We start from the raw sequence: 16,870 nt of genomic DNA, 5'->3' as shown, positions 1-16,870 counted from the left end.
CTTAATATTGAACAGTTATTATTTCTTTACCTTTATCATACTCACCATCTCGGCTTCCTGTGTTGAATCTCCCTTGCTTTCATGGTAAATTTAAACCAAATAAATGGTACAAATGAGGTCAATTATGTTCATTAATGAACACATTCCGTTGAACAACCCTATTCTCACTCTCCCTGTTGAAACAACGCTTGAAGAGCTTTCTTCCTATTTAAACAATGGAACGGCTGTTATCACCCATTGGCACGATGAGATATGTTTATTTACACCGGAAGATGCAGGCCTTATGACGGCCTTTTCCGCTAGAAACATCCAAGAATTGGTAGCAAGCAGCAAATACTTTGTACCCGCGATTATTACTATGGACGAAAACACCCCTTTGCCGCTTGTGCCTCAACGAACAAATCGACCGGTACTTTTCAAAAATAAGGATGGATCCATCAGGGGATACTCCGTTTTATCCACGTATCTCAATTTCGCCCTTTCCGAGCTGCAAAAGTGGTCTGCCTATTTCAATGCACTCGCGGATACCGTCACCGATGCTGTCACGGTCGTTGATCGAGCTGGCGCTGTGATCTGCTGGAATTCCGTCGCCGAGGATCTATATCATCTTCCGGCAGTAGATATTTTGGGGAAACGCATTGGCGAACACTTTGATATCGAAACACTGATGGTACTGAAAATTTTGGACGAAGGCCGAATGATTCGTAATACCTACCACCGTCCTCGGCCGGATACCCACGTCCTTATTAATGCGTCACCGATCAGAGATGCTCAAGGGCATATCATTGGGGGCATTGCGACCGAGCAGGATATCACACAATTGGTACGATTAAACGAACAATTAACAACAGTCGATTCTTTCGGACTACCGCAAAAAGATCAGGCTGAAGATCTCTTTACCTTAATCAAAGGAAAAGGACCTGCTATCGGCAAAGTCATCCAATGGGCCAAGAAGGTAGCAGCAACAGAAACACCCGTCCTCCTGATTGGAGAATCGGGTGTTGGCAAAGAGCAGCTCGCTCATATTATCCATCAGTCAAGTTCAAGATCCGAGCAGCCTTTCTTGACAATCAATTGCGGCATCGTTCCCACAGGTTTATTGGAAGCCGAATTATTTGGCTATCAAGGGGGCGCCTTCACGGGCAGTGATAGTGGACAAGCTGGTAAGTTGGAGCTAGCCAAAGACGGCACCTTGTTTATTAATGAAATCGAAAAGCTTCCATTAGAGCTTCAAGCTAAGCTTTACCATTACATTACTCAGCAAACGATCGTTCGCTCCGGAGGAAGTCAACCTATCAGCGTGCGTACCCGAATCATAATTGCGACTACACAAGATTTAGCAAGTAAGCTAGTCAATCAAGAATTCCGCTCGGATCTGTATTATGCGCTCAACGTGATTTCCATTCGGATTCCGCCTTTACGGGATAGAACCGAAGACATTCCTGCGATGGTCCAAATGTATCTCAAACAGTTTTCACTGCAATACCAGAAGCCTGTTCCCACACTTTCGCCAGAGGTCATCTTGGCTTTGACCAACTATTCATGGCCAGGAAACATCCAAGAATTGAAAAATGTCATCGAACGATGCATCATTCTTAATGATGAAGACTTGATCACCTTGGAACATTTACCAGTCACTTTACAGGAGCAGCAGCCAAGTCTTACTTCTTCAGAGACAGATACTGCGGCGAATTCATTAAAAGCAAAGGTATCTGATGTGGAAGAAATACACCTGATTGAAGAAGCTCTGACCAAAACGGCAGGCAATAAAAGCGCAGCTGCCAAACTGCTCGGCATCTCCCGCGGTACCCTTTACAACAAGATGAAGGAATATCAACTGGAGTGACATGATAGGAAGAACGTCCGAGTATTTCGAAGACACAGAAAAATGATCATGATTTCTACATAGTAGATTTCATGATCATTTTTCTGTGTAGGGAGTAATCGGATGGTCTTCACTGTTGTATTATTTGTGTTAAACGGTAGAATCGCGATGCAATTTCCGATACACTTAACTTACTTAGCTATTCATCAAACGTCATTGAGGAGGAAATAGGTTGGACACCGCTGCAAAACCACAGCAAAGTAAACGAAAAGCATTGCTTGAAGTATTTCTCGTATCAACAAAATTAGGGTTGACGTCCTTCGGTGGACCTATTGCCCATCTGGGCTATTTTCACAACGAATATATTCAGAAACGTAAATGGATGGATGAGAAAAGCTACGCCGATCTCGTTGCTCTATGCCAGTTTCTCCCAGGTCCAGCCAGCAGTCAGGTTGGTGTTGGTATCGGTACCATTCGGGCCGGATTGTTGGGAGGCGCAGCTGCTTGGCTAGGATTTACGCTACCTTCTATTATCCTTTTACTACTCTTTTCCCTACTGATGAAAGCTATGGATGTGAGCAGCAGCGGTTGGATCCACGGTCTCAAAATCGTCGCCGTTGCCATCGTCGCACAGGCTGTTCTCAGCATGGGAAAAAAGCTAGCGTCAGATAAAAGCACGGCCTCCATAGCTATTGCAGCAGCTTCGGTAACCTTGCTATGGCAAACGGTTTATAGCCAAGTTGTTATTATTGTACTCGCCGGACTTATCGGACTATTTGCCTTCAAAACCGTTTCGAACCAAGATATCAGCACCATTCAAGTGCGCGTTCATCGCTCAGTAGCGATCTTTTGCTTGATGCTGTACATACTGCTGCTCCTGCTTCTTCCAATTATCAACGGTTTATGGCACTCACAGCTCTTATCCCTTTTCGATTCGTTTTATCGGGTGGGTTCCTTTGTCTTCGGCGGCGGCCATGTCATTCTCCCCCTTTTGGAACGCGAAGTTGTCCCGCAAGGTTGGGTTAGTAAAGAAGTCTTCCTGGCTGGCTATGGGGCAACGCAGGCAGTTCCGGGCCCGCTTTTTACATTCGGCACATATTTGGGTGCTATGTTTGACGGATTCAGAGGGGCTCTCGTGGGAACCTTGGCCATTTTCCTGCCAGCTTATCTTCTGATTATAGGGGCCTTGCCTTTTTGGAATTCATTACGAACAAATGTCAAAATCCAAAGTGCTTTTGTAGGCATTAATGCGGCCGTTGTCGGTATCCTGCTCGCAGCACTTTATAACCCGCTTTGGACAACTGCTATTATTCGTCCTTATGATTTTGCATTGGTTATCGTGTTATTTGGCCTGCTGGTGTTCTGGAAATTACCGCCTTGGTGCATCGTCCTTTTAGGGGCTGCTGCGGGTGAAGCTTTGTATTATTTATAAAAAAGAAATCGTCCTTTTCCCACAGTAATGTGGAAATAGGACGAATTTTATTTTTGTCCGCTTTCAATCGTATATCTAACCAAATCAAGGGTCTCATCTAACGCATCCAGTTCTATACCCTCGCGCCATGTCAAAGCTCGCTGGATTAGCACACGTAATGTTTCTACCTCTTCATCGGGATAAAACGACATCGCCTTTCAGAAACCCTATTTCATCGAATTGCTTGATTTGCTCCTGTGTTAGCATAGTTGATTTCTCCTCTAACCGTGTACTTTCATCACTTTTTTCGTCCTTTGATCAATTGATCACGCATCCATGGATTATGTACTAAGCCGTCGTCATCTCGATGCAGAATATCATACAACCGCTTGCGAAGCTCCAGAACAATACTTTTGTTTGCAGGATGCTGAATGACGTTTCGAAGTTCGTACGGGTCGTCGATCATATCGTAGAGTTCATCGACATCCGTAGAATTCCAAACGTATTTCCATTCTTTGCTGCGAATCATTCGCTGTGTGTAGAGCCCAAATTGCCCACCATTGTAAGTCGTGACGACTTCATTCCTCCAATCGGCAGGTTGGGTGCCGCGAAGCAATGGCAATAAGGATTCTCCGTGAAACCGATGATCAGGTGGCGAAGTTGAACAACCGATCTCTAACAGTGTCGGCGGCAGATCCAACAAGGATTGTACGAATTCATCACAGCGTCTGCCAGAGGGGATGACACTTGGCCAACGTATAATGAGGGGAACTTTCACGACATCCTCATACATCACATAGTGTTTATCCAACATCCGATGTCCACCGCACATGTCCCCGTGATCGGATGTGAAAATCACGACCGTATCCTGGCTTTCCCCCAACAAATCTAGCTCCTCTAAAAGTCTGCCTATGGCATCATCCAATTGACTAATGATAGCGTAATAACGGGCGACGATAGGTGCCCAGTCCTCCCAGTCTAAGTTCTCGATCTGCCAATTCCGAAGCTGCTGCTCTTGAATATAAGGCTTATCAGCGAACGTTTCGCTGAAGCTGCCCCACATCGGAATGCTCTCTATGGCATACTTTTCAGCAAATACTGCTGTCGGATGGCACGGCAGATGGGGCTCTTGGAAATTCACTCGAAGATGCCAAGGGGAGCCTCCCTTGGACAACTGCCTCATTAACACTGCTGCCATTTCTCCTGTTCGGTGTGTTCGAGTATCCGCTAGTGGTAGAGGATCCGTTTCTCCGAAGTAACCACTAGTGTAAGCCAGCCCCGGATAAGCCTCCTGCAGCCATGTGCGGTATCTTTCATCACTAGGAACAAACTCGTCATACCCATAACAGGTAGGGTCATTAGTTGGATGAACATCCCACTTTCCGATATAACCATTGCGATAACCCGCCTCCTGTAAGGAGCGAGCCCACGAATAGGCAGTGGGCTCGAGTGCACTTACCTTCAAGCCAAGTTTGAAATTCCAAAGTCCGCCGAAGGCTTCAGCTCGCCTGCCGCATACGAACGATTGTCTTGCTGGGCCGCATACAGGAATTGGGGTGTAGGCACGGTTGAACCACATGCCCCCGGCAGCAAGCCGGTCTATATGTGGCGTTAAGACAGGGGCTAACCCACTATAACCAAGACAATCATACCTTAGCTGATCGACCATAATGATCAGAATATTGGGCCGTTGCGCCAGCTTAGTCAAATCGAATGCCTCCCCTCATGTCGGGCGGCTGCGGACGCTTCATCGAATCGCTCACGCCTTGGATCTTGTATCCATTCCGACCAAGTCAGGCCATACTGCTGTAGTATCTCATGGATTCTATTCCGGAACGGGAGTCCTGCTTCCATCTGTGTCAGCATAGGATCTATACGTCCATTTAGCATTTGCGCAACCCACTCATCCAAGCGATAAGCAAGATCATTCGCAATAGGAGCGGAGCTTTCGGCTACATTCCTCACTTCCTCTGGATCGGAGCGCAGATCATATAGCTCTCTATGTGGACGCACAAAAGGCCCAGAGTCTAACGTGCGGATAAATTTATAATCCTTCGTAACCACGCCTCTGCTGGCCTGCCAAGCACATTCACTCAAGTAAACGAAGTCATGCGTCCCATCAGCTTCTCCCCTTAAGCTAGGCCACAAGCTGCGGCCATCCAACGAAGGAGGCGCCTTAATCCCGGCGGCTTCTAATATCGTAGGCATCATGTCCACCTGCTGGACTAACCCTTTGACTCTGCGTCCGGCTGGAATTCGTCTCGGGTATCTCATGATCATCGGGACTTGAACCGTCGTCTCATAGAGACCGCAATGATCCCAATAAATATCATGCTCCGTCAAGCTTTCACCATGATCTCCGAATAAAATCAACAGGGTGTCCTCATATAACCCCTCTGCAATAAGTCGTTCATCAAGCTCGCGCAGACGATCATCGAGATAACGAACTTCCGCATCATACAATGCATTTACATAGGTAGCGTCCGTCACAGGACCTAATAAATCATAATGATGGTGCTTGAAAAAAGGGTAAGCCGCATGATTATATGCGGCTTGCATACTGCGATTCGCAGGATCATACGGATCGCGGCCCTGCTCATAGAACGGTGAAATATAGTTTTCCGGTGGCTGATAAGGCGTATGTGGATCCCAATAATGAAGAAATAGAAAGAAATCTTCCTGCTTATGCTCACGAATCCATTGAAATGCCAATTGATTTATGGTTTTTCCGTCAATGCTGCGCTTCTTGCCTACCGAATTAATGTAATACCGATATCCTCTTGCGAACCATTCCTTCAGTTGATATAAATTATCGACTGCTGCTGTCGTGAACCCATTGTTTTGCATAAGAGACGGGAGCCACGCTTCCTTCTTAGGCAGGTGAGTTAGCGGCGAACCGTGAGCGACAACCCCCGTTCGTAAGCCAACTTTTCCCGTGAAAATGCCGGTGTGGGCCACTTCAGTCGGAATATCAGCCGCATAGGCTCTTTCAAATAACGCTCCTTGGGCGGCTATTTGATCCATGTACGGTGACGTAGGCTTCGCATAACCGTAGCAGCCCAACCGAGTAGCGCGAAGGGTGTCCAAAGAGATGAAGACGATATTCATACAGACTCACCCCGACCTATTTTCGTGGCCATGAAGTCCATGATTAAGGCTACGTTGCTCTCGAGCTCGTCAACATGCGTACGGATCACGATGTCAGGCTGCTCCGGCAACTCATAAGGATCTCCAATGCCCGTAAATTGTGGAATTTCCGCTTTTCTAGCTTTGGCATATAATCCTTTCACATCACGTCGTTCACATTCTTCTAGTGGGCAATCAACGAATATTTCGACATATCCGGGCAGCTCGGCGCGGGCATATTCTCTCATTTCCTCATAGGGGGTAATCGCCGATACAATAACGATAACCCCGTTGCGTGATAACAACTTGCACATATATACAATTCTTCTGATATTTGTGTTACGATCCTCACGACTAAAGCCGAGACCTTGGGATATCGTCTTACGAAGTTCGTCTCCATCCAACAGCTCAACCTTACGGCCGTAAGCGCGTAGTGGTTCAACCAAGGCACAAGCCGTCGTTGATTTTCCTGAACCTGAAAGACCTGTAAACCATAGTACCTCCCCTTGTTCACTCATAACCTTCCTCCTTCGGATCGGTCCATCCGACATGGATGCACATCAGGAAACTTCAATAACTGTACCATTCGCAAGATGAGAACGAATAGCCGCTTCTATTATTTCTTGGACGGCAAGGGCATCCTCACCAGAAGCGGCGACTTGATCAGGGGAAATACCCTCCTTCACTTCTAGAATAAAAGCACCCAGTCGGAGCCGAAACGTATCCTCGAAGCCTCGCATTCCTGTCATGATGGAATTGCGATATACCCGCAGCTCTTCCTGCCTATGAGGATAATAAGTGAGCGATTCATAGACATTATCAAGAACGAACCTCCCTTGGTCGCCTGCCACTTCACAAGCCTCAATAGGATGAACACCAAACATGTCATAGCTGCCCATCAAATGGCCTACTGCACCAGAGGCAAACTCTAAGTTAATGGAAGCCGTTGACCAAACCGAGCGGCTAGGCCCCTTAGTCAGAAATGCTTGAACTCGCCGAACATTTCCGGCAAAATATCGCATGACATCCAACGAATGAGGATGCAGTGCCCGCAAATGTATCCAAGGACTGGATTCATTCGGATTGCCGATGGTGAGCTTCATGTTCACAAAGAGCTGGTGGCCAATGTCGCCTGCAGCGATCCATTCCTTCGCTTTCCTTGCCGCTGGAGTGAACCGATGGTTGAGATTACAACCAAAACGAACTCCCTTTTCCTTTGCAAATTGAACCATTTCTCTCGCTTCTTCCAAGCTGTTCGAAATCGGCTTCTCGACCAGGACGTCTTTTCCGGCAGCAATTGCCTTCATAACAGGCTCTCTATGGTGAGAGCCATTTTCTATCCCGCCGGTAGCGACGCTAACGATATCAATCTGTTCGACTTCCAGCATCGTATCAACATCATAATAAGCCTTCGCTCCAAACTGCGCGGCAACCGAATCCGCAAGTTCCCGGTTCAGATCACAAATCGCGGTCAGTTCAACCTCTGGGTGTTCCTTATAGCAGCGGCAATGAATACGGCCGATGTGATTGACGCCGATAACAGCTACCTTCAGCATGTTGAATCCGCTTCTACTTCTTCAGTGCCTACTTCTGTTTCTGCTTCCGCTTCATATTCGGCTTCGTCAACTGCGTCTTCATCCTTCATTTGCAGTGATTTCGCCGACTTCGGAGAACCAATATGCATGGAATCGAAGGCTTGCTGCGACGATTGAAACGGACCGCAACCGAGTCCATGCCAGTTCACATTTGTGTAGATCGGATTCTCTCGGCCCGTCTCTTTCTCCCGCTTCGCGATATGAGCCTCCAAGCGCTGCATCAGCAAGGCAGCTATGTCTGGCTCTTCATCGACCACATTGTGCAGCTCATCAGGATCACGAATCAGATTATACAGCTCAACCGGCGGCTTGAAATGAAGATCCGGCTCCAGTGCCACGATCAGCTTCCATTCCGGTGTCCGCCAGCCATGCTTACGCATCCACGTGCACTCGGTGATATACATTTCACTTTCGGGTACGCGATCCCGCTCCTCATCCCGAACTAATGGCAATAAGCTGCGGCCATCAAAAGAAATGTCACAATCTAGTCCCAGGAGTTCAACAATGGTCGGCATCACATCTTTGATTTGCGTGGAACTGGACACACGCTTTCCTGCCGGGAGCTTGCCTGGAAATCTCAGAATCAACGGGATACGTAAATTGGTTTCATATAAGCCATGATGATCATAGTAGCAATCATGTTCATTGAGCGTTTCACCATGGTCCGACGTGATGACAACAAGCGTTTCGTCTTCAATCCCCAGCGTGTTAAGCGCCGTAAAAATCGACTGAATGCCCGCATCCATATAAGCTACAGCGCCATCATATTGTGCATCGATATAAGTGCTGTCCGTGCAGCCTTCAGGAAACCAAGAACTGAAATAATCAGCAAATGGCTTAAAGGCATACAGCTCATCCAAAGAATGATTATCGGGATCACACTCATTGCCGTCATAAAACATCCGTTCAAACGGCTTTGGCGGCAAATAGGGGGAATGCGGATCCATATGACGTAGAAAAAGGAAAAATGGCTTCCCCTCTTCCTTAAGACGCTTCATTTCCGGGATGGCGACACGGTTCAAATTATCGGCCTTGGGACTTCGGCCCGTTTCATCAGCGCCCCAGCCTTCGAAATCCAAATAGGTCTGAAATCCCCGCGCGGAAGGATTCCCCGTGAATCCAATGCAAGTTGTATTGTAGCCCTCCTCTTCCAGCAGCTCGGAGAGCATTTTCACATGATCGCCAACGGCACCACCATGCCGCAGAGCAACAACATCGGTCCCGAAACAATCCATTCCCGTGAGCATAGAGGCATACCCCGGCGTTGTTGGGATGCTTGGGGAGAAGTGCTGTTCAAACAACACACCGCCCTGACTATATCGATCAATATGCGGAGTTGTCAGCCTATGATAGCCATAGCCGCTCATATGATCCCTGCGTAAGCTATCTATACCTAACAACAATAAATTCGGCAATTTTGTTGTCATTTAATCAACTCCTTCTTCCTTCATTCTGCTTTATCGCGCCCCAAAAGAACGTAGAACCGCATTCAAGTAGCCGTAACTTTCAGCTGCGACAATCGATACTTGCGCGAGCGAATGACCATTCGCTCCGATGACTTCCAAACAAACCGGCCCCTCATAGCCGTTATCCGTGAGTACTTTGCAATAGCCAATAAGATCAATGTCACCGCGCCCACAGGCCTGCTTGTCGATGGTTCCCGGACCCGCTTGCCTACCGCTGCAATCCCGGATATGAATATGCCGAACGCGTGATATCACGGCTGGCAGTGCGGCTTCAGGATTCTCACCGGCACGATAAATATGACTGGGGTCCATATCGATGCCGAAAGATGGTGCAGCAATCGCTTCTATCGCTATTAACGAGGTTGGGGTGTTATAAATTGAGCCGCCCACGTGAGCTTTAACACACAATGTAACGCCATATTCCCCCGCCAGCTTTGACATCCGGCCCAGCTTTTCAATCGTGAATAATAGATCCTCTTCGACATCCGATTTGCCGCCAGGACCCACATTAACAACCGGAATACCTAATTCAGCAGCCGCTTCGAACGCGAGAGGAAGTCGTGTTTCACTAAGCTCGGCGACTTCCATCGAAAGCAGCTTGAGCCTATGATCCGCGGCAATCTGCTTGATCTCTGCTGCTTGTTCACGCCACCGATCCAACTCAAGATGCTCGCACATGCCTTTGATCGCCGATATTTCAACACCGTCAAACCCGCAAAGCTTGATATGCTGCGCAGCTGTCGCGAAATCAAAATCCTTAAATAACACGGAATTAATACCTATCTGGATCATGTGCTCAACCTCCTAAAAGTTTTCGAAGAAAACTGACATCGTAAGCATAATCCTAAAGTTCAACAATGCTGGATGTTTCGAATGAACGTATGGCTGCCTCGATAATCGTTTGCGCCTTCAGCGCTTCTTCACCCGAACCATTGATTTGATCATAAGGCACCTTCGCATCAAGCTGCTCAATCCAATCGCTGATGCGGCTTTTGAACGTTTCATTGAAATTACGCATACCTCCCAGGTAAGTGTAGCTTTCCGTTGCAATACTGTGGCGGGGATAGAACGTCAACAGCTCGCAAGCATCATCGAGCACAAACCGCCCCTTGGATCCAACAACTTCGCATCGCTCCAAACCGTAGCTTGCCCCAGCATCGTAGCTGCCGACTAGGTTGCCAATTGCACCATTTTCAAACTCCAGCATAACCTGCGCATTGGACCAGATTTTCCTGCCTTCGCCCTTCATCATGAAGGCGGCTACCCGCTTCACGTCCCCACAGAAATATCGAATCACGTCAAATGAGTGCGGATGAAGCGCACGCAGATGAAACCATGGGGACGTTTCTACCGGGTTATTAATCCACATTTTCATATTGATCATATGCAATTGACCAAGACGGCCTTCCTCCACCCATTCTTTGGCGCGAAGGGCTGCCGGTGTAAAACGATGATTCAGATTCACTGCAAAAGGCAGCTGTCTCTCCTTGGCAAGCGCCACCATCCGCTCCCCTTCGTCGATCCGATTGGAAATAGGCTTCTCACCCAGAACAGGAATGTTCGCCGCTAACAGCTCCATCGTTGGCTGGTAGTGCTCGCCGCCATTCTCCTCCCCTTTGGTAGCCATGGAGCAAGCATCCAAATGGATGCCGCTGCTCAGCATATCCTGCACACTGTAAAATGCTCGGCAGCCGTATTTGACCGCTGCCGCATCAGCTTTCTCTTTGATAATGTCACAAACCGCTACAAGCTCTGTCTTGGCATGTTCTTTATACACTTTAGCGTGGATCGTCCCGATATTACCGATTCCGACTACTCCGACTTTTAACGTCATAGCTCATCCCTCCAGTGTCTAGCTAATAATCTCATTCCTTTTACTTATGTAACTCTCGAAACTGACCAGGCGAACAACCAACCTTCCGCCGAAATAAATGGGTGAAAAAGGCGGGGTCCTCATAGCCTACACGGTGAGCAATATAAATCACCTTCTCATCACCTTCTGCCAAATACTGTTTGGCACGTTCGATGCGAATTTCGTGAATACGCTCCATCACCGTCTGGTTAGTTTCCTGTTTGAATACCCGATTTAACTGACGGCTGCTGATGTTAAACAGCTCAGACAGAGCTGGAATGGTCATTTTTTTATCAAAATGGCGCTCCAAAAATCCGGTCATCCGACGGACAAGAATCGTATGATTACCTGATCGTTGCGAACCCTTTTTTTCCTTGTTCTTCACATCTGCGTAGCAGCGCGACAACAAAATGAGCAGCTCCAGCATTTGCAGCTTAACGATCGTTAAGTATCCCGGACGGTGCTGCTCCCACTCGGTAATCATCATCTCAAGCAGGGAAAGTACAGGAATGGATGCCAAACCACTCAAATTCAAACGATGATGAAAGCGTTCTCGCGGATTCAAAAAAGGGTGTACATAGTAGTAGTCCATGGACTGTGACACACCTAACTCCTTTAGCAGTGACTCATGAATGAGCTCAGGGGTGAATAAACAATTTATAATCTCGATGTGCTCATCCGGTTTCGTTCGGTAAGTATGAACTTCTCCGGGATTAATAATAAACACATCTCCCCCTTGAATGAGGTACGATTCGCCTTCAAACAAATGCTCTGCTTGGCCGCTGACAAGATAAACAAGTTCAATAAAGTCGTGTGAATGGCTCGACGGGGTATTGTCTTGATCATGAAAACAGCGACCGATGGTGAACGGGATTCGCTTATCATTCATAAATTGACTCTGCCGCAATTGATTGACCATAGGTTCGGTTCCTTTCTCCCTCTATCCTCATCTTAAGGCTTCCTGCTCGTGCTTTCATTGCGGTTTCAGCCATCTTGCATGGGGATTGCGCCATTTTCTCAATGAGATTACTCCTTCTGCAATTGAATGACATTTATGAATTTACGCTGCAGCAGCTGCACGTGATCAGAAGATGTTTGCTCGTCGGTGATGAGATGATGGATTTGATTCCAAGAGCCTATCATTGTAAAAGCCTGCATATCGAATTTACTGTAATCGGCGAGGACGAATACTTGCTCAGCCATGCCGACCATTTTTCTTTTAACCCGAGCTTGCATTTCATTGGATTCACTAACACCCCGCTCCATATGAACACCTTTACAGGAAACAAACGCTTTGTTAACGTGGTATTCATCCAAAGCTTGCTCCGTAAGCGGTCCTACGAAGGAAAGTGAATTAGGCACAAGGATGCCTCCTGTGCTGATGACGCTCACATTTTTCTTCTCACTAAGGACCAGGGCTACTTTCAAAGAGTTGGTAATAACGGTGAGCGGAATATCGGGAAGCTGGGCCGCCATATGCCATGTCGTAGAACTTGCATCAAGCACGATGCGATCATTCGGTTCCACATATTTGACGGCTTCTACGGAAATACGCTGCTTTTCTTTCACATGAATCGTTTCTCGCAGCTGGTACGACGTCTCCGATGTTTGCTGCTGAAGGCGGATCGCTCCGCCATAGCTGCGCAGCAGGCGCCCTTCGCTCTCCAAGCGATCCAGATCACGTCGGATCGTTTCTTCGGTTACCCGGCACAATTGGCTGAGTTCAGTGACGCGCATACTTCCCCGCTCGTTAACCAGCCGTAGAATGTGCTGAACCCTTTCCGCGACTAGCATCATCAAACACCTCCCTGAGCCTCGAATTTCCGATTTCCGAATGGTGAAAAATTAGCGGGATTGATCAAAAGCAAGCACCCGATCACGAATATCGCAGAAATTCTGGATGTTTACATACTCCAAAATGAACGGAACGCCTTCGGTATGTTCATGATACAAATTCAGCAGCTTAGCCCAATCAATATCGCCGTCTCCGACACAACGACCATAGGTATCATTGACTTTTCGGTCTTTCCCATGGAAATAGGCAAGATGCGGCGCCAAGTAACGGAACATTTCCTCTTCGGAGTTATTGGCAATTAAATTAGCCGGATCCAGCAGCACTTGAACATGCGGGGATTCTACCTGCGCCAGAAAATCAGCCGTTCGTTTCGCACTCGGAACCACGTCCAAGACACATGGCTCAAGCGCAAGCTTGATACCATAATGTCCAGCCCGTTCCCCAAGCCACCTCACTTGAAGCAGTAGTCGCTCGAAATCCTTTTCATAGGACTCCGCTTGTATACCGCGTTTACCCGGAATAAAACCACACTCCGTAGCAACAACCGGCACACTGTTTAAAGCAGCAATTTGCATATGTCGTTCAAAATATGTCAAATTCTCTTCCAACTCAGCGTCATCCGTTTCCAGCAAATTCGTAAAAACACCGATAGATGCAACTTCAACACCATACTTCCGGTACGTTTCTATAATTTCACGGCTTCGCTCATCCGTTAGGTCGCTCAGATCACTCCGCCCATTGTATCGCCAATAGTTGGAATCCGTCTGCGAGAAGCAAAGCTCCGTCCATTTGAATCCGCTACCTGCAAGTAAAGCCGCCACTTCTTCGTTCGTTAATTGCGGAAAGCTGCGTGAAACGACACCTATATCCATTCGTATGGAACCACCTTCACTGGGGATTTATTGGAGGAATTTTTGGCGGCGAGCCGCTTTGGCTGCAAATAGACTGAGACAGAGAGCCGCAGTGCCTTCTATGACCAAAAACAACATCATGTAGGACTCAAATGGAACATGAAGCAGAAAGTGTGAGAGCAAGTTGCACACAAATAAGAGACCCAATTGAATGGCTAGAAGCTTAGCAGTCGCTTGCATAACCTGTTTGCTTATCGCTTTCTTTTTCAAAAAATATTGGCAATAAAACACATAAGCGAGCCAAGCAACACCAAGCATTAAAAATGTGAAATTATCGATGCCCTGCCACGAAGATGATTTGACGTTAAAAAAAGCCAAGCAAGCAAGCAGCAAACTTCGTAACTCGAACCAATTCACAATACCCAGCACAGCGGTGAATAAGGTTAACCCCACAGAAATAAACCCAGCTGCTGTATCCCGTTGTTTCATCTCATGAAAAGGATCCATGCGTCGTCCTGTCCCTCCATTCCCTCTCCACTCTTTGCAACATGCGCAAGGATTGGCTGCGTGCTTCTTCACTTTCAACCAGCGCCGTTCTTCTTACATAAGCCAATAGTTTACTGATTTTGCTCAAATAAAGCTTTCTCGCTGTTTGCTCAATTCGTTTCACTTGCTTGGTATTTCCAAGCGATTGGTATCGAATAATTTGCCGATCATATTTCGCCGACCATGTCTCGGGAATAGCGCCTGTAGCCGTCAGTGTCTCCAAGTCTCGCAGCTTGCTGCCAATCATCTTCTCGAGCAGAACTCGCATATACCAAAGAGATGCCAGCATGATGAGACATAGGCATACAAAGAAGACCAGCAGCAGAAAGGCAATATACGTCATATTGTGGCTGCCCCCCTAAGCTCAAGCTCCCCTGCAAAATGACATGCGGCGAAGTGTCCTTCACCTACCTGTTTCAGCTCCGGGGACTGCATCTTGCATATGTCCTTCGCATAGGAGCATCTTGGATGGAAATAGCACCCCGATGGTGGGTTTGCCGGATTTGCAACCTCTCCGGAGAGGATAATGCGATTGGACTTCTTACGCGGATCCGGTACCGGCTTGGCAGAAAGCAGTGCTTCTGTATACGGATGCTTCGGTGTTGCGAACAAGTCCACCGTCGCTGCGGTCTCCACCATTTTCCCCACATACATGACCCCGACTCGGTTTGAAATATGTTGAATAACGCCTAGGTCATGAGAGATAAACAGATAAGCTAAATGCAGCTTTTCCTGCAAATCCTGCAGCAAATTAATAATTTGCGCCTGCACAGATACATCCAGAGCGGATACGGCCTCATCGCAAACAATGAACTTGGGCTCCGTTGCCAAGGCTCTCGCAATGCCGATACGCTGCCTTTGTCCTCCACTGAAAGCATGTGGATACCGTTCAAGATGCCGACTATTTAAGCCAACCATTTCCATAAGATCAGCAACGCGCTCTTTCAGTTGGGCACCATGAGCCATGCCATTGCAGATTAGAGGTTCAGCAATGATGTTGAGCACCGTCATCCGAGGATTCAGTGAGGAGTAGGGATCTTGAAAGATCAACTGCATATCCCGCCTTATCGCACGTAACTCCTTAGCATCCAGCTGCAAGACATCCTGCATGCTTCCCTGACGATTTCGGAATAAGACGGAGCCCGCTGTCGGTTCAATGGCCCTGAGAATACAGCGTCCAAGCGTCGTCTTCCCACAGCCTGATTCGCCAACCAGGCCGAACGTTTCTCCAGGTCGAATATGGAACTGAACATCATCGACAGCTTTGACGTAGCCAACGTTTTTTTGCAGAAATCCCTTTTTAATCGGAAAATATTTCCGCATATAACGGACATCCAGGATGAGTTCATCGGTTTGAACGCTCATGAGACCACCTCGGCTTCTTTAGTCTCCGCTTCAACCATTAAGCAGCGAACTGCATGATTCTTCTTAACCTGCACAAGAGGGATGTCAGCGACGTTACAAACACCGTCAACAGCCTGCTTACAGCGGGAATAGAAGCCGCATCCCTTAGGCAAATTCATCGGAAATGGAACAGTTCCCTCAATGGACTCCAGCCTTTTATTCGTCCTGCCAATCGCAGGGATGGAGTTCAGCAGTGCTTTGGTATACGGATGCTGCGGATTATGAAATAAGGAGTCCACATCGGTATACTCTACGATTTTGCCTAAGTACATAACCGCGACTTCATCCGACATTTCGGCAATCACCCCAAGATCATGTGTGATGAAAATAATGGAGGTGTCGTGATTGGCCTTCAGATCGTTAATGAGCTGCAGAACCTGCGCTTGGACCGTGACATCCAAGGCGGTTGTCGGTTCATCTGCAATGAGAATCGATGGATTGCAGGACAAGGCCATAGCAATCATAGCCCGCTGCCGCATCCCGCCTGATAGCTGATGAGGATACTCGCTGAGCCGCTGCTCGGGATTCGACATCCCGACCTTCTTCAAGATGTCCACCGCCAGACGGTATGCTTCCTGTTTATCCTCCGTCACATGAAGCAGAATCGCTTCCATGATTTGATTACCAATCGTATGGATGGGGGAGAAAGCCTTCATCGGTTCTTGAAAGATCATAGCGATCTCGTCGCCCCGAATAGTCCGAATTTCCTTACCACGCGGATCAAGCATCGCCAAATCTATGGCTTCATCCTTTAAATCGGCGGTTCTGCCTCGGAACAGCTTGATCTCACCTTTCACTTCACCCGGCTTCGGCACTATGCGAAGCATCGCCTGTGAGGTCACGCTTTTGCCGCAACCGCTTTCCCCAACGATGCCGAGCGTTTTGCCACGCTTAATTTGCAAATCGATTCCGTCCACGGCTTTCAGTACTCCTTCATCCAAATGGAAGTGAACTTTCACATCCTTCAATTCCATGATGACGGTATCTCGTTCTGACATT

17 protein-coding genes are annotated in these 16,870 nt (G+C 47.7%); 2 read left to right on the top strand and 15 right to left on the bottom strand.

The genetic code is table 11. The annotated features are described in order from the left end of the window. Positions 1-124: 124 nt before the first annotated feature. Both QFZ78_RS36125 and chrA read left to right on the top strand, forming a co-directional pair. On the top strand, positions 125-1,846 hold the full coding sequence (locus QFZ78_RS36125) for a sigma-54 interaction domain-containing protein (RefSeq protein ID WP_307554629.1): 1,722 nt from the start codon (positions 125-127) through the stop codon (positions 1,844-1,846). 211 nt (positions 1,847-2,057) lie between these two features. Further along, positions 2,058-3,257, top strand: a complete 1,200-nt coding sequence (chrA, locus tag QFZ78_RS36120) for a chromate efflux transporter (RefSeq protein ID WP_307554627.1) — start codon at positions 2,058-2,060, stop codon at positions 3,255-3,257. 47 nt (positions 3,258-3,304) lie between these two features. On the opposite strand, the gene QFZ78_RS36115 is transcribed toward chrA, so the two are convergent. The 15 genes from QFZ78_RS36115 to QFZ78_RS36045 form a co-directional block, all read right to left on the bottom strand. Continuing rightward, positions 3,305-3,448, bottom strand: a complete 144-nt coding sequence (locus QFZ78_RS36115) for a hypothetical protein (protein WP_307554625.1) — start codon at positions 3,446-3,448, stop codon at positions 3,305-3,307. A gap of 86 nt (positions 3,449-3,534) precedes the next feature. Further along, on the bottom strand, positions 3,535-4,944 hold the full coding sequence (locus tag QFZ78_RS36110) for a sulfatase family protein (protein WP_307554623.1): 1,410 nt from the start codon (positions 4,942-4,944) through the stop codon (positions 3,535-3,537). Next, a complete protein-coding gene (locus QFZ78_RS36105) occupies positions 4,941-6,344 on the bottom strand; it encodes a sulfatase family protein (RefSeq protein WP_307554621.1) in 1,404 nt (467 codons plus the stop codon). The genes QFZ78_RS36110 and QFZ78_RS36105 overlap by 4 nt, the downstream gene beginning before the upstream one ends. After that, positions 6,341-6,880: an adenylyl-sulfate kinase gene (gene cysC / locus QFZ78_RS36100; RefSeq protein WP_307554619.1), complete on the bottom strand. Its 540-nt coding sequence runs from the start codon at positions 6,878-6,880 to the stop codon at positions 6,341-6,343. The genes QFZ78_RS36105 and cysC overlap by 4 nt, the downstream gene beginning before the upstream one ends. A gap of 42 nt (positions 6,881-6,922) precedes the next feature. Next, positions 6,923-7,918 carry a Gfo/Idh/MocA family protein gene (locus QFZ78_RS36095; protein WP_307554617.1) on the bottom strand — a complete coding sequence of 332 codons (996 nt, stop codon included), beginning with the start codon at positions 7,916-7,918 and terminating at the stop codon, positions 6,923-6,925. Continuing rightward, positions 7,912-9,384: a sulfatase family protein gene (locus tag QFZ78_RS36090; protein WP_307554615.1), complete on the bottom strand. Its 1,473-nt coding sequence runs from the start codon at positions 9,382-9,384 to the stop codon at positions 7,912-7,914. Before QFZ78_RS36090 ends, QFZ78_RS36095 begins: the two co-directional genes overlap by 7 nt. A gap of 30 nt (positions 9,385-9,414) precedes the next feature. Continuing rightward, complete coding sequence (locus tag QFZ78_RS36085; RefSeq protein WP_307554613.1) at positions 9,415-10,215, bottom strand: sugar phosphate isomerase/epimerase family protein; 801 nt, start codon at positions 10,213-10,215, stop codon at positions 9,415-9,417. 52 nt (positions 10,216-10,267) lie between these two features. After that, positions 10,268-11,257, bottom strand: coding sequence for a Gfo/Idh/MocA family protein (locus QFZ78_RS36080; RefSeq protein ID WP_307554611.1), 990 nt, complete (start codon positions 11,255-11,257; stop codon positions 10,268-10,270). A gap of 40 nt (positions 11,258-11,297) precedes the next feature. Beyond that, a complete protein-coding gene (locus QFZ78_RS36075; protein ID WP_307554609.1) occupies positions 11,298-12,194 on the bottom strand; it encodes an AraC family transcriptional regulator in 897 nt (298 codons plus the stop codon). 107 nt (positions 12,195-12,301) lie between these two features. Further along, on the bottom strand, positions 12,302-13,069 hold the full coding sequence (locus QFZ78_RS36070) for a DeoR/GlpR family DNA-binding transcription regulator (protein WP_307556082.1): 768 nt from the start codon (positions 13,067-13,069) through the stop codon (positions 12,302-12,304). A gap of 51 nt (positions 13,070-13,120) precedes the next feature. Further along, complete coding sequence (locus QFZ78_RS36065; RefSeq protein ID WP_307554607.1) at positions 13,121-13,942, bottom strand: sugar phosphate isomerase/epimerase family protein; 822 nt, start codon at positions 13,940-13,942, stop codon at positions 13,121-13,123. A gap of 27 nt (positions 13,943-13,969) precedes the next feature. After that, on the bottom strand, positions 13,970-14,428 hold the full coding sequence (locus tag QFZ78_RS36060) for a hypothetical protein (protein ID WP_307554605.1): 459 nt from the start codon (positions 14,426-14,428) through the stop codon (positions 13,970-13,972). Then, positions 14,412-14,810: a hypothetical protein gene (locus QFZ78_RS36055; RefSeq protein ID WP_307554603.1), complete on the bottom strand. Its 399-nt coding sequence runs from the start codon at positions 14,808-14,810 to the stop codon at positions 14,412-14,414. The genes QFZ78_RS36060 and QFZ78_RS36055 overlap by 17 nt, the downstream gene beginning before the upstream one ends. Next, entirely contained in the window at positions 14,807-15,832 is a 1,026-nt protein-coding gene (locus tag QFZ78_RS36050) for an ABC transporter ATP-binding protein (protein WP_307554601.1), read from the bottom strand. Before QFZ78_RS36050 ends, QFZ78_RS36055 begins: the two co-directional genes overlap by 4 nt. After that, a complete protein-coding gene (locus QFZ78_RS36045) occupies positions 15,829-16,869 on the bottom strand; it encodes an ABC transporter ATP-binding protein (protein ID WP_307554599.1) in 1,041 nt (346 codons plus the stop codon). The genes QFZ78_RS36050 and QFZ78_RS36045 overlap by 4 nt, the downstream gene beginning before the upstream one ends. Between the last annotated feature and the right edge of the window lies 1 nt (position 16,870).

It is taken from the genome of Paenibacillus sp. V4I5, from assembly GCF_030817255.1.
Taxonomy (GTDB): Bacteria; Bacillota; Bacilli; order Paenibacillales; family NBRC-103111; genus Paenibacillus_E.
The sequence above is the reverse complement of the archived record's forward strand: the minus strand, read 5'-3'. Positions and strand labels throughout refer to the sequence as shown.

What these genes read in the sequence shown, in the direction of transcription:
- QFZ78_RS36125 (WP_307554629.1), top strand. Translation starts at nt 125, where the DNA reads ATGTTCATTAATGAACACATTCCGTTGAACAACCCTATTCTCACTCTC.
- QFZ78_RS36115 (WP_307554625.1), bottom strand. Translation starts at nt 3,448, where the DNA reads ATGTCGTTTTATCCCGATGAAGAGGTAGAAACATTACGTGTGCTAATC.
- QFZ78_RS36105 (WP_307554621.1), bottom strand. Translation starts at nt 6,344, where the DNA reads ATGAATATCGTCTTCATCTCTTTGGACACCCTTCGCGCTACTCGGTTG.
- cysC (WP_307554619.1), bottom strand. Translation starts at nt 6,880, where the DNA reads ATGAGTGAACAAGGGGAGGTACTATGGTTTACAGGTCTTTCAGGTTCA.
- QFZ78_RS36095 (WP_307554617.1), bottom strand. Translation starts at nt 7,918, where the DNA reads ATGCTGAAGGTAGCTGTTATCGGCGTCAATCACATCGGCCGTATTCAT.
- QFZ78_RS36090 (WP_307554615.1), bottom strand. Translation starts at nt 9,384, where the DNA reads ATGACAACAAAATTGCCGAATTTATTGTTGTTAGGTATAGATAGCTTA.
- QFZ78_RS36085 (WP_307554613.1), bottom strand. Translation starts at nt 10,215, where the DNA reads ATGATCCAGATAGGTATTAATTCCGTGTTATTTAAGGATTTTGATTTC.
- QFZ78_RS36080 (WP_307554611.1), bottom strand. Translation starts at nt 11,257, where the DNA reads ATGACGTTAAAAGTCGGAGTAGTCGGAATCGGTAATATCGGGACGATC.
- QFZ78_RS36075 (WP_307554609.1), bottom strand. Translation starts at nt 12,194, where the DNA reads ATGGTCAATCAATTGCGGCAGAGTCAATTTATGAATGATAAGCGAATC.
- QFZ78_RS36070 (WP_307556082.1), bottom strand. Translation starts at nt 13,069, where the DNA reads ATGCTAGTCGCGGAAAGGGTTCAGCACATTCTACGGCTGGTTAACGAG.
- QFZ78_RS36065 (WP_307554607.1), bottom strand. Translation starts at nt 13,942, where the DNA reads ATGGATATAGGTGTCGTTTCACGCAGCTTTCCGCAATTAACGAACGAA.
- QFZ78_RS36060 (WP_307554605.1), bottom strand. Translation starts at nt 14,428, where the DNA reads ATGGATCCTTTTCATGAGATGAAACAACGGGATACAGCAGCTGGGTTT.
- QFZ78_RS36055 (WP_307554603.1), bottom strand. Translation starts at nt 14,810, where the DNA reads ATGACGTATATTGCCTTTCTGCTGCTGGTCTTCTTTGTATGCCTATGT.
- QFZ78_RS36050 (WP_307554601.1), bottom strand. Translation starts at nt 15,832, where the DNA reads ATGAGCGTTCAAACCGATGAACTCATCCTGGATGTCCGTTATATGCGG.
- QFZ78_RS36045 (WP_307554599.1), bottom strand. Translation starts at nt 16,869, where the DNA reads ATGTCAGAACGAGATACCGTCATCATGGAATTGAAGGATGTGAAAGTT.